The organism is Arthrobacter sp. CAU 1506, from assembly GCF_005047635.1.
Classification (GTDB): Bacteria; Actinomycetota; Actinomycetes; order Actinomycetales; family Micrococcaceae; genus Crystallibacter.
In genome coordinates this window covers 150,734-163,269 of the sequence record NZ_SUKC01000005.1, presented here as the reverse complement: position 1 = coordinate 163,269, position 12,536 = coordinate 150,734, and the positions used below count along the sequence as shown (strand labels likewise).

General features: G+C 67.9%; 9 protein-coding genes. 3 read left to right on the top strand and 6 right to left on the bottom strand.

Annotated elements, in window-relative coordinates; translation table 11 throughout:
• Nucleotides 1-140 precede the first annotated feature (140 nt).
• Nucleotides 141-1,049, top strand: a complete 909-nt coding sequence (locus E4J89_RS08150) for a LysR family transcriptional regulator (protein ID WP_136785631.1) — start codon at nt 141-143, stop codon at nt 1,047-1,049.
• A 201-nt stretch (nt 1,050-1,250) separates the two neighbouring features.
• On the opposite strand, the gene E4J89_RS08145 is transcribed toward E4J89_RS08150, so the two are convergent.
• A complete protein-coding gene (locus E4J89_RS08145) occupies nt 1,251-2,696 on the bottom strand; it encodes a glycosyltransferase family A protein (RefSeq protein ID WP_169303942.1) in 1,446 nt (481 codons plus the stop codon).
• Between the two features lie 172 nt (nt 2,697-2,868).
• Nucleotides 2,869-5,940, bottom strand: coding sequence for an FAD-binding oxidoreductase (locus E4J89_RS08140; RefSeq protein WP_136785629.1), 3,072 nt, complete (start codon nt 5,938-5,940; stop codon nt 2,869-2,871).
• 405 nt (nt 5,941-6,345) lie between these two features.
• On the opposite strand from E4J89_RS08140, the gene E4J89_RS08135 reads away from it, so the two are divergent.
• Together E4J89_RS08135 and E4J89_RS08130 are read left to right on the top strand one after the other, a co-directional pair.
• A complete protein-coding gene (locus tag E4J89_RS08135) occupies nt 6,346-7,149 on the top strand; it encodes an ABC transporter ATP-binding protein (RefSeq protein WP_136785628.1) in 804 nt (267 codons plus the stop codon).
• 68 nt (nt 7,150-7,217) lie between these two features.
• The gene (locus tag E4J89_RS08130) at nt 7,218-8,531 is read left to right on the top strand and encodes an FtsX-like permease family protein (RefSeq protein WP_240691792.1); all 1,314 of its coding nucleotides are present in this window, start codon (nt 7,218-7,220) and stop codon (nt 8,529-8,531) included.
• Between the two features lie 213 nt (nt 8,532-8,744).
• Here E4J89_RS08130 and thpD read toward each other — a convergent pair whose 3' ends face one another.
• The 4 genes from thpD to ectA all read right to left on the bottom strand — a co-directional run bounded on the left by thpD (nt 8,745) and on the right by ectA (nt 12,183).
• Entirely contained in the window at nt 8,745-9,650 is a 906-nt protein-coding gene (gene thpD / locus E4J89_RS08125) for an ectoine hydroxylase (RefSeq protein ID WP_136785626.1), read from the bottom strand.
• Between the two features lie 84 nt (nt 9,651-9,734).
• The gene (locus E4J89_RS08120) at nt 9,735-10,133 is read right to left on the bottom strand and encodes an ectoine synthase (protein ID WP_136785625.1); all 399 of its coding nucleotides are present in this window, start codon (nt 10,131-10,133) and stop codon (nt 9,735-9,737) included.
• A 126-nt stretch (nt 10,134-10,259) separates the two neighbouring features.
• A complete protein-coding gene (gene ectB, locus E4J89_RS08115; RefSeq protein WP_136785624.1) occupies nt 10,260-11,531 on the bottom strand; it encodes a diaminobutyrate--2-oxoglutarate transaminase in 1,272 nt (423 codons plus the stop codon).
• Between the two features lie 142 nt (nt 11,532-11,673).
• The gene (gene ectA, locus E4J89_RS08110) at nt 11,674-12,183 is read right to left on the bottom strand and encodes a diaminobutyrate acetyltransferase (RefSeq protein ID WP_136785623.1); all 510 of its coding nucleotides are present in this window, start codon (nt 12,181-12,183) and stop codon (nt 11,674-11,676) included.
• Nucleotides 12,184-12,536: the final 353 nt, after the last annotated feature.

Genomic DNA, 12,536 nt, shown 5'->3' with positions numbered 1-12,536 from the left:
GGACGTCGGTCACGGCAGCATCAGTCCTTTCAACGTAATTGCATTGCCTGTTAAGGACCAGTATGGAACTAGACTTCGTGAAGAAAAAGCGATCTTTTCCGACTGGTAATCATCGGCATTTGTAATGAATGGAGCGCGCCATGCTGGATGTCCGGAGACTGCGGCTGCTGCGGGAGGTCAAGGTGCGCGGCACCTTGGCCGAAGTGGCCAGCGCACTGAACCTGAGCCCGTCCTCGGTGTCCCAACAGCTGACGCTGCTGGAGAAGGAAGCCGGGGTGGAGCTGCTGCGCAAGGCCGGCCGCCGGGTGCAGCTCACGCCGCAGGCGGAGATCCTGGTGGCCCACACGGAGTCTCTGCTGTCCCGGCTCGAGCAGGCCGAAACGGACCTCGCGGCGTCGCTGACCACGGTGACCGGGAGCGTCCGGCTGGCGGTCTTCCAGTCCGCGGCGCTGGCGCTGCTGCCGGATGCGCTGACCAGCATGCGGCAGCGCTTCCCGGAGGTGCGGATTGAAATGGTCCAGCGGGAACCGGAAACCGCGCTGTACGAGACGTGGGCGCGCGACTTCGACCTGGTGGTCGCCGAGCAGTATCCCGGCCACGCGGCACCGCACCACCCCGACCTGGACCGCAAGAGACTGACCACCGACGCTATCCGGCTCGCCGTCCCGCCGGCTGGCCTAGCTGGCGGGGAGGCCAGATCGCTCGAAGACGCCAGCGGCCTGCCCTGGGTGATGGAGCCGCGCGGGGCAGCGTCCCGGCATTGGGCCGAGCAAGCCTGCCGCCAGGCCGGCTTTGAACCCGACGTCCGCTATGAAACTGCCGACTTGCAGGCCCACATCCGGCTGATCGAATCCGGTAACGCCGTGGCGTTCCTGCCGGACTTGGTGTGGAGCGGCCGGGGCACCAGCTGCCGGATGCTGGACCTGCCGGACGATCCCCGTCGGACCGTCTTCACCTCCGCCCGCCGGGCCTCGGCCAACCGGCCCGCCATTCTTGCCCTCCGGGAAGTCCTGGAAGAAACCGCCCGAAAAGTCAGCGCCCGGCAATAACCTCCCGGAGGTCACCGGTCTCTACTCGGCGCTGGCGTGCCTCCGTCGACCACCGGAAATTCGACGGCCCACCAAGCGAGCGCCATTAACCCCGGTGGTCGACCAAGCGAGCGCCAGCGAGCGCGTGGAGACCCCCCACCCACCGGGTCTCTACTCGGTGCTGGCGCGCCTCTGCCGACCACTGGTAAAAAGAGCCGCCGGTCAGCGGCGCTGGTCCAGGCTGAGGTTGCCGTGGACTGTGGCGTAGACACGCAGACCTCCGGACTGCACCGGCAGCCCCTCCCCCGGCGCCAGGATCCGCCGCGGAGGCCCTTCCATGCCACCCAGCCCCAGCTGCACAAACAGGTCCACCAGCACATTGCCCAGTCCGGCCAATTCCGTCCGCGGCAGTACGGCACGGTACTCGCCGGCGTCGCGCTTGACGTCGAAGGTCCGAGCTTCAGTGGTGCCCCGCCCGCGAGCGACCACGCGGACGGAATCGAACTCGGCTGCCGGTTCGAAGCGCAGGCCGAACGCCACCGACTCGTCGTCCAGCTGCGGCGGCAGGGCTCGTGCTGTCGGTTTCAGGGCCTCTTCGGTGTCCGCCAGCTTCAGCAGGCCTTCGGTGTCCCGGGCCCGGACCAGCTGCGAGCGCTGCCGGAACGGAAAGCCCAGCTGCGCCTCCAGCCGCTCCGGGATGTACTGGTCCACAAAGCCCGCATGGGCTTCGACCCAGCGCTTCCGGATGGCGGCGGGCATCTGACGAAAGCGGGAGGGAACGTAAGCGCGCAGAAGTTTGCGCCGGTACAGATCCAGTACCAGCAGTTCGGCCTCATCGGCGTCGTCATGGTTCTCGGTGATGATCCGGGCGATCTCGGACACCGAGCCGGTGTAGCTTTCCGGTGCGGCCTTCTGCGCGCTGATATTCGTTCCGTCTTGCCGGGTACGGATGAAGTAGTAGTCGTAGTCGGCCGCAATCGCATTCCGCCGCGAGGCCAGATAGCAGCGGGTCAGCAGCATGCCGTCTTCCAGGCGGACCTTGCCCTCCGGGAAGCGGAAGCCGTGGCTGTCCAGCAGTTCCCGCCGGATCAGCTTCTGCGGCGAGAGCGTAGCCAGGATTTTCCGCACCGGCACGTCGGGGACGGTCTCGGTAAAAAGCGAGGACTGGACCCGCCGGCCGCCGATCCCCACCATCTTGGGCGCCAGCACATCCACCTGGTGCCGGTCGGCGAAGGCCACCATGCGGCGCAGCGCCTCGGCGCCCAGCTTGTCGTCGGCGTCGCAAAAGAAAACGTAATCGGACGTGCCGGCGTTGATCCCTACATTGCGCGGTTTGCCCGGCCAGCCGCTGTTCTGCTGGTGAATCACGCGCCAGTTCGGATGCCTCGCCGCGTACTCATCCAGCAGCTTGCGGCCGTCATCGGTGGATCCGTCGTCCACGGCCACCACCTCGAACAGCGCGGGGTCCATATCCTGCGCGGCCAGCGAATCCAGCAGCTCCTTCAGGTACGGCATGGCATTGAACACCGGGATGACCACGGACACGCGGGCTGTCTGGGCACTGGCCGTCGGCCCGGAGTCACTCTCCCGCACGCGGAATTGCCCCGCCCGCGCCGCGTACTTCTTCAGCTGTCGCTGGGCCCCCGCCAGCTTGTCCTTGATGGCCACGATGTCCCCTTTGATCGCTTGCCGATACTGCATTCTGCCACGGCCGATGTGGAGCCGGACGGGCAGGAAATCGGCCTCACGATCCCCACCGGACACTTCCGGAGTTGCCCACTGCTCTCCCCTCCGTCATTGCCCCGGACACTTCCGGCTATGTCCGCTGCTCTCCCCTCCGTCATTCCTCCGGCATTCCCGGCCCCGCTTCCAGGCCGGCTCCGTCTGGCCCCGAAGCACCATCCAGCAGCTGCGCCAGATGCAGGCCGCGCCGGTCGGTGAGATCGGATAGCTGGGTTCTGCAGGAGAAGCCGTCGGCCAGCAGCACGGCGTCGGCTCCGGCGGACCTGACCGCCGGCAGCAACTGCGTCTCCGCCACGGCCACGGACACGTCATAGTGGCCACGCTCGACGCCGAAATTGCCGGCCAGTCCGCAGCACCCGCCCAGGCTCTGCACGTTGGCTCCGGCGTCGTGCAGCAGCGCTTGGTCGGTGCCCCAGCCGAGAACGGCGTGGTGGTGGCAATGCGGCTGGGCCACTACTTCCTCCCCCGCTAACGACGGCGGAGTCCATCCTTGGGTGCCCGCCAGCAGTTCCGCCAGGGTGCGGGTGGATTGGGCAACCGGCAGCGCCCGCTCACCGAGCAACTCCAGCGCATCGGAGCGCAGCACGGCGGTGCAGGACGGTTCCAGTCCCAGCACGGGCACGCCGGCAGCAGCGTAAGCGGCGAGCGTCTCAACGGTGCCGCTTAAGATCCTGCGGGCGGTATCGAGCTGTCCGGTGGAGATCCAGGTCAGGCCGCAGCACGGCCGATCGTCCGGAACGAGCACCTGGTAGCCGGCTCGCTCCAGCACCCTGACCGCCGCCTGCCCGATCTCGGGCGAGAAGTAGTTGGTGAAGGTGTCAGCCCACAACAGCACGGCGCCGTTCGGGGCATTGGATGCGCCGGCGGCCTCGCCTTGGTCGCGCCGGGTCCGGAACCAGTGATCGAACGTCTCCGGTGCGAACTGCGGAAGTCCGCGCCGTCCATCCACTCCGGCCAGCCGCAGACCGGCGTGCCGCAGGCCCGGGACTTTCAGCAGTCCATTGGCCAGCTTCGGTGCGAACGAGGCCAGTCTGGCCCAGCGCGGCAGCCAGCCGAGCGAGTAGTGCGACGCCGGCCGCAGGCGTCCGCGGTAGCTCTGGTAGAGAACCTCTGCCTTGTAGGAAGCCATGTCAATTCCGGTCGGGCAATCGGAGAGGCAGCCTTTGCAGGACAGGCAGAGGTCCAGCGCCTCATGCACGGCCGGCGAGCGCCAGTCCGGCGCCGCATCGGCCGGACCGCCGCTTCCGCCACCGCCCCCGCCGAGCAAGCCTCCGTCGTGATACTCCACGCCGTCACCAAGCCGGGCACCGCCGTCGTCACGTCGGATGCCGCCATCACCAAGCCGGGCACCGCCGTCATCGTCATGACCGCCCGAGGCCCGCAGGATCATTTCCTGAAGCGCACGTGCGCGGCCGCGGGTCGAATCCTTCTCCTCCTTGGTGGCCATGTAGGACGGGCACATCACCATGCCCGGCCGGGTCGGCGCGTCCGTGCGGCACTGGGCGATCCCGGTGCAGCGGTGGATCGCCCGGCTGAAGTCACCGCCGTCGCGCTGGTAGGAAAAACCCAGCGGGATGCGGACCGGCTTGACCGCGGCGGTGCGGATGTCCGCGTCCAAGGGCCGCGGGTCCACCAGCACGCCCGGGTTGAGCAGGTTGTCCGGGTCCAGGATGCCCTTGACCGTGCCGAACAGGCGGATGGCTTCCGCCGAATAGATCCGCGGCAGCAGTTCGCCGCGGACCCGTCCGTCGCCGTGCTCGCCGGAGAGCGAGCCGCCGTAGTGGGCCACCAGGTCGGCGGCGTCGGTCATGAAGGCGCGGTATTCGCGGCGGCCATCGGTTTCGTTGGGGCCGCGGTTGCCGAACGGGAAGTCCAGCCGCACGTGCACGCAGCCGTCGCCGAAGTGTCCATAGGGGAAACCGCCGAAGCCGTGCTGCTCCACCAGGTCGTCGAACTCGCGCAGGTAGGCGCCCAGCCGTTCTGCCGGCACCGCTGCATCCTCCCAGCCGGAGTGCGCCGGCTCGCCCGCCGGCGACCGGCCCGAGAGCGCGGAACCGTCCTCGCGGATCTTCCACAGCGCGGCAGCCTCCACCGGATGGTCCACCACCCGGGCATCCACGGCCTCCGGCAGCCGGAGCAACCGGGCGGCGCGGTCCGCCACCTCCGCGGGTTCATCGCCGGCCAGTTCCACGAACAGCCATGCGGCGCCGGCGGGCAGCTGCGGCACGGAGCCCGGCCCCTTCCGGCTGCGCACCACGTCCACAATCCGCCGGTCCAGCCCCTCGCAGGCGGTCGGCGAAAGTGCCATCACCTCCATCACCACGTCAGCGGCGGTACCGATGTCGCCAAATCCCAGCGCCACCATGGTTTTGTGCGCCGGGTCCTTGACCAGCCGCACTCCCGCTTCCAGCACGACGGCGAGCGTCCCCTCACTGCCCACCAGCGCCCTGCGCAGGTCGAACCCCTTCTCCGGCAGCAGGTGCTCGAGCGCATAGCCGGACACCTGGCGGCCGAAGCGGCCGAACTCCGTGCGCAACGTCCCCAAATGCCCGGCAGCCAGTTCGCGCAGCGCCCCGGTTTCCGGAGTCTCGGGGACCCGTCCGCCGTCCAGCCGAAGCCTGCGTCCGGAGCCAGTGACCAGCTGGAGGTGCTCCACGTTGTCCACCGTGCGGCCATAGGCAGGGGTGCGGGCGCCACAGGAGTTGTTGCCGATCATCCCGCCGATGGTGCAGCGGGTGTGCGTGGACGGGTCCGGCCCGAAACGCAGACCGTGGGCCAACGCCATCCGCTGCAGTGTGGCGTGGACCGTCCCGGGCTGCACCGTGGCGGCCCGGGCCTCCGGGTCCAGCCGCAGCACGCGGTTCATGTAACGGCTGAAGTCCAGCACGACGCCGGGGCCCACCGCATTGCCCGCAATGGAAGTGCCGGCTCCGCGGGAGGTCAGCGGGACCCCGGTTTCGCGGCAGGCTGCCAGCACGGCCAGAACCTCGTCAACATCGTGCGGGAAGGCCACGGCCGCCGGCCGCACCCTGAAGAGCGATGCATCGGAAGAGTAGAGGTCGCGGGTGGTGGCGTCGGCCCGGACGTCCGCCACCCCGTTCCGCCGCAGCACTTCAAGCACGCTGGCCGCCGCCGCGTCGTCTATCGCAGCCTTATCAACGGTCTGCATGCGGCTCACCCTACCGACGGCGCCGCCAGGTGTCTGCCCCTTCCGCCTTAGCACTCAGCGGAGGAGGTGTTCTCGATGGTGCGGCCTGTGGGTGCCACCGTCAGCTGGGCTCGTGTGCCGCGGGGAAGTGCGCCGCGCACTCGATACGCCACATTGGCTCGCGGGGCTCGCCAGCGGAGGCTCATTTGCGGAGGCAACAAGCTTTTTTCCTTGCTTTTGCGGGCAGCGTGGTCGTCGCCTGCCTCCAATGTGGCGTATCCCGTACGGCCGATTGGACGGTGAGATGACAGCGCGGCCTGAGGCGGGCCCAACCGGGGTGGCTCCACCCTGGGTATGAGCTCCAGGCCGCCGTTTTCAGCCTTCGGCCCGAGGCGCCGCCTCCGTCCGCGCCGCGACGATGGAATCATGAACGAGAACCGCGACTCCATCCCGGCCCCGGCTTCCCCAAGCGCTTCCGCGGCCGCCTACCTCCAGCACCCCAGCCACCCGCCGGTACTCAGCGCCCGCAACCTCACAAAGTCCTACGGCCCAACCACGGCACTGGCCGGACTCTCGCTGGACATCAGGACCGGCGAATCCGTAGCCATCATGGGCGCATCCGGTTCGGGCAAGACCACGCTGCTACACGTGCTGGCCGGCATCATCCGCCCGGACAGCGGGCAGGTGCACTTGAATCTGCCCGGGCAGAGCTTGCTGGTGGAAGCGCTCTCCGAGTCCGCGCGGTCCAGGCTGCGCCGCGAGGCCTTCGGCTTTGTTTTCCAGCAGGGCCTGTTGATCCCGGAGCTCAACGCGTTGGAAAACGTGGCAGTTGCGCTGATGCTGAACGGCACGTCGCGCCCGGCGGCCGAGCAAGCCGCAGCGGGTTGGCTACAGGCGCTGGGCCTGGGCGGAATGGAGCAGCGCCGGATCGGCGAGCTCTCCGGCGGCCAGGCGCAGCGCGTTGCTATTGCCCGGGCCCAAGTGACGGGCGCGGGCGTGATTTTCGCAGACGAACCCACCGGTGCATTGGACTCCGCCACCTCGGCCGAAGTGATGCAAGTGCTGCTGGAGTCCACCATTGGCGCCGGGAAAACCCTGATCCTGGTCACCCATGACGACGGCGTGGCGGCCAGTTGCGGACGCGTGCTCACCATGCGGGACGGCCGGCTGACGGGAGACAGCGCCGGCGGCGTGATTGCGGCAGGCCTGGCGCAGGGCGGCAACCGATGAGCGCCCCGGCTGCTTCCCCAACCTCGCCCGCCAGACCGGCGGCTCCGCGGGGCGGGAGCACCGCCGTCGTGCCGTGGAAATTGGCTTGGCTGCTGTCCCGTCCGGGGAAATCCGGCGGCGGAACTGCGCTGCTGCCGGTGGTGGCGTTCGGATTGGTCACCGCGCTGTTGCTGACCGTGTTGGCCGGCGCGCTGTCCTTCCTGCGCTGGCGCGACGAACTGGCGTTTCTCTACCAACTGCTGGCGGTGCTGGCGGTGATCCTGCTGGTCTTCCCGCTGCTGACCCTGGGCGGGTCGGCGGCGCGGCTCTCGGCCCGGCGCAGCGACGACCGGCTGGCCACCCTTCGTCTGCTCGGCGCAACCCCGGCCACGGTTGCCGGCATCACCATCATTGAATCAACGGCGCTGGCGGCTGCGGGCGCCGTGGCCGGGGTGGCCGGCCATCTGGTGCTGGGTCCGGCGGTGCAGCTGATCCCGTTCCGCGGCGAGCCGATCGGCGGAGCCTACTGGCTCAGCCCGCTGACGGTAGTCGCAGTGGTGGCCGGCGTGGTGTTGCTGGCCGCGATCAGTGCAGCCGTGGGCCTGCGCAAGGTGGTCATTTCGCCGCTGGGCGTGCGGACCCGCCAGGCCCCGGCGAAGATGCATTGGCTGCGCGCGCTGATCGCCGCTGCGGTTGTGCTGGCCGGCTTCGTCGTGATGAATGCCGGCTATGCTTCCACCGCCGTGGCGGTGGCCTTTGTGCTGGGCGCCTTTGCCGCCGGGCTGGCGGTGCTCAACCTCATTGGCCCGTGGGCGGTTGCCGTGATGGGCCGCCGGCAGCTGCGAAAGGCGGGAACGGCGGAGAAGCTGCTGGCCGTCCGGAGCATTCTTGAATCCCCGAAGGCAGCGTGGCGGCAGGTCTCCGGGCTGGCCATGACCAGCTTTGTGGCCGTTTTCGGCGGGACCGGTGTGGCCATGACGGACGGCGCGCCGGGGCCGGTTTCGGGTCCGGAGCAGTTCCTTAGCGGAGACATCCGGACCGGCATCCTGATCACCATCGTGATTTCGTTCGTGATGGTGGCCTGCTCGGCGGGAGTGAATCAGGCCGCGGCGGTGCTGGACCGCGCCGACCTGTACATCAGCCTGGACCACCTGGGCATGCCGCTGAAGACCATGAACGCGGCCCGGACCCGCGCCGTGATGCTTCCGCTGGTGCTGGTTTCGCTCGGCTCCGCCGCGGTCTCCTTCCTGCTGATCTTCCCGCTGGCCGGCATGGCCCTGGTGCTGGCCCCGCTCTCCATCCTGACCATCGCTGGCTGCCTGGGCGCAGGCATCCTGATGGTGTGGGCCGGTCTGCGCACCACCCGCCCGGTGCTCAGCAAGGTTCTGGCAGCCGGGCACTAGGTTCCGGCCTGCCGTCCAGGGTCGGGACCAAAGCGGTGGCCCGCCGTCCGCAGGGTTTCCTTCGGAAGGCGGGCCACCGCCGTCGTTATTTTTGACGTCAGTCCAGCACGGCGGGCGTTCCGCGTGGCGCGCCCGCACCGGACCGGCGGGGACCGGCGGAGCTACCGGCGCGACCGCAGAGAACTACCGGAGCTACCGGCCGGACGCGGGGGCCTACCGGCCGGCCGGGGTGAATTCCCGGGCGCCGATGTAGTCCGGCCGCGGGGACCTGGCCGCAAAGGGTTCCTCAGCCGTGTTGTCCACGCTGTTGTACACGAAGAACAGGTTGGAGCGCGGGTACGGCGTGACGTTGCCGTTGGAGGCGTGCATGCAGTTGCAATCGAACATGGTGGCCCCGCCCGCCTTGCCTTCCATCACATCGATCCCGTAACGGTCGGCGAAGTCGCGCAGCGTGGCCTTGTCCGGGGTGCCGGCGCCCTGCATCACCAGCGACTGTTTGTAGTTGTCATCCGGGGTCTCGCCCACACAGGAGATGTACTCCTGGTGCGATCCGGGCATGATCATCAGCGGCCCGTTGTAGGAGTAGTTGTCCGTGAGCGAGATGGAGATGGACACCGTGCGCATACGCGGCAGCCCGTCCTCCGCATGCCAGGTCTCGAAGTCGGAGTGCCACATGAACTCCTTGCCCTCGAACCCGGGCTTATAGTTCACCCGTGACTGGTGGATGTAGACGTCGGAGCCGAGCAGCTGCTTGGCCCGGTCCACCACGCGCGGGTCGTTGGCGATCCTGGCGAAGACCTCGCTGATCTTGTGCACCTCGAAGATGGAGCGCACTTCCTGGCTCTTGGCTTCGACGATGCAGCGTTCGTCCGCGCGGACCGTTGGATCCGCGGCGAGCCGATCAAGCTCCGCCTGGTAAGCCTTCACCTCCTCGGGCGAGATCAACTCCTCGATGTTGAGGTAGCCCTTCTGCTCGAAGCCGGCCAGCGTTGCGGCGTCCATGGGGCCTGTCTCCGCGGATCCCCAGACAACCTTGTCCTGACGGGGTTGCACGCTAGCTGTTCCTGCCTCCCGCGTGGGGTAAAGGTCAACACGGCTTAGGTCTGCGGTCGCAGTCATCTTTTTCCTCCTCGTGGGTTATTCCTTGTGCCGGGTACGGAAAAGCCCGGCCGGCAAGGTCGCCGACCGGACTCCCGGTGCCGGTCAGTGGACCGGCTCAGCCTCAACGAGCGGGTACACGCCGTTCTCGTCGTGGACCTCGCGGCCGGTGACCGGCGGATTGAACACGCACGCCATGCGCAGCTCGGTGGTGGCCCGGACGGTGTGCTTCTCGTGCCCGTTCAGCAGGTACATGGTGCCGTCGCGCAGGTCGTGGACTTCGCCGGTGACCTCGTTGGTGAGGGTGCCCTCGCCCTGGACGCAGTAGACGGCCTCGATGTGGTTGGCGTAGTGGAAGGTGGACGTGGTGCCCGCGTAAATCACGGTGTCATGGAAGGAAAAGCCCACGCCTTCCCCCGCCAGCACCATCCGGCGGCTGCGCCACGTCTCCGACTTCACGTCGCGGTCGGTGTTGTTCAGGTCGTTCAGGTTGGTAACAATCATGGGGTCTCCTCGTCTGGATGGTCTGTTTTACGTTGTGGCGGCGCTGGGCCGGCCGCGGCTGGCGCAGCAGCGCGGGCGGCCGGCCGCGGCTGGCGCAACTGCGCGGGCGTGGCCGCAGCCGACGGGCTAGTGGGCTCCGGCCAGTTCCGGAACCGCGGTCACGGCGCGGGTGGCCTCGATCAGGATGTCCAGGCCGCGGTCTAGGTCGGCGGCACTGATGGTCAGCGCCGGCATCAGCTTCACTACTTCGCTCTCCGGCCCGGAGGTTTCCACCAGCAGCCCGTTTTGGTAGGCCTCGGCGGCAATCTTGCCGGCGGTCTCGTCGTCGGCAAACTTGACCCCCGCCAGCATTCCCCGGCCGCGCACGCTGGCGCCTTCCACCGATCCGGCGATCCGCTCCAGACCCTCGTGCAGCTGCGTGATCCGAGCCTTGACCTGCTGCTGGAACTCTCCGGTGCGCCAGTACGTCTCGAGCGCGGCGGTCGCCGTGACGAAGGCCGGGTTGTGGCCGCGGAACGTGCCGTTGTGCTCTCCGGCGTCCCACACGTCCAGCTCCGGGCGGAACAGGGTCAGCGCCATCGGCAGGCCAAAGCCGGAGATCGATTTGGACAGGCAGACGATGTCCGGGGTGATGCCCGCTTCTTCGAAGCTGAAGAAGGTGCCGGTGCGGCCGCACCCGGCCTGCACGTCGTCCACAATCAGCAGGATCTCGTGCTTCCGGCACAGTTCGGACAGGCCGCGTAGCCAGCTGGCGCGCGCGGCATTCAGGCCGCCTTCACCCTGGACTGTCTCCACGATCACGGCCGCCGGCTTGTCCACGCCCGAGCCGCTGTCTTCGAGCACGCGCTCCAGCCAGAGGAAGTCCGTGGTCTCGCCGGAGAAGTAGTCGTCGTAGGGGATCTTGGAGCTGTTGGTCAGCGGGATGCCCGCGCCCCGGCGCTTCATCGAGTTGCCGGTCACCGACAGCGAGCCCAAGGTCATCCCGTGGAAGGCGTTGGTGAAGGACAGGATGTGCTGGCGGCCGGTGACCTTGCGGGCCAGCTTCAGCGCCGCTTCAACGGTGTTCGTGCCGGTGGGGCCTGGGAACATCACCTTGTAGTCCAGATTGCGCGGCCGCAGGATGACGTCCTGGAAGGTTTCCAGGAACTTCCGCTTGGCCGGGGTCTTCATGTCCAGCGAGTGGACTACGGCGCCGCTGGCCAGGTACTCCAGCAGCGGCTGCAGCAACTGCTGGTTGTTGTGCCCGTAGTTGAGCGCGCCTGCACCGGAGAAGAAATCCAGGTAGGTGCGGCCGTCCTCGGCGGTCAGGCTGCTGCCCTCGCCGCGGGTGAACACGGCGGGCCAGTTGCGGCAGTAGCCGCGGACCTCGGACTCCAGGGTCTCAAAAATGTCAGTCATAAAACGCTTCCTTCCTCAGCGCGGCCGCGAACGCTCCCGGGTACGGGGCAGCGCCACAGCAGCCGCAGGTCGATTCGTGCGGATGTGCGTTGGTGCAGATGGTGTTTGGCTGGCGTTCGGTGCGCGACGACGCCGGCGGAAATTAGGTGAGCGGGCCGATCCGGTACAGGTACTCGGTGTCGTGCCCATCGGGGTAGAGCTCCGCGGTGAACAGCGGCTCGCGCTCCATTGGCGCCTCCCGGCGCGACGCGAAGCCGGCGAACAGCCTGATGGAGGCCTCATTGTCCGCAGTGATGGTGGTTTCCACGCGCTCGGCCCGCACTTGCGTGGCCAGGCGGTCCAGCATCTCGGCGGCCAGCTTGCGGCCGCGGAATTCGTGGTCCACGGCGACCTGCCACACCATCAGGGTGTCTGGTTCGCCGGGCCGCATGTAGCCGGTAATGAAACCGGCCGGCTCGCCGTCCACTGTGGCCATTACCGACGTATCGGAGAAGTCGCGGGACCACAACAGATAGGAGTAGGACGAGTTCAGGTCCAGGACCTGCGAATCCCTGGCCATGCGCCACAGAGACTGCCCGTCGTTCAGGGTTGGTTTACGGAATTTTGCTTCGATCCTCGGCTTGGACTGGGCTTCTGCTAGTTCTTCAACCATCCCTTCCAACCTAACGAGGATCGGGGCGTTATCAACCTGAACCTGCTGGATTTGACAAGGGTTCCGGGCATATTGGCGATCCGTTTGCTCCTCCCCGGTCCCTCCGGATCCCTTGTGCCAGTTGCCCTCCGAGGGAATAACGACGGCGGCGCCCGACCCTCGATTTTTCGTTATCATTTCGTGACATAGGGGTTGTGACGGACAGCTCATTCCTTGATCCGAACGGCGGAAAGAGCGCCCTTCCGCCCGTTACGTGGGGCTGATCCGCACATGCGGCGGACCGGGACGGACTGGGGTGGATCGGGCAGCGCGGCCGGCCTGTGTGAACCCTGGCCGGGGTGGAACATCAGCAG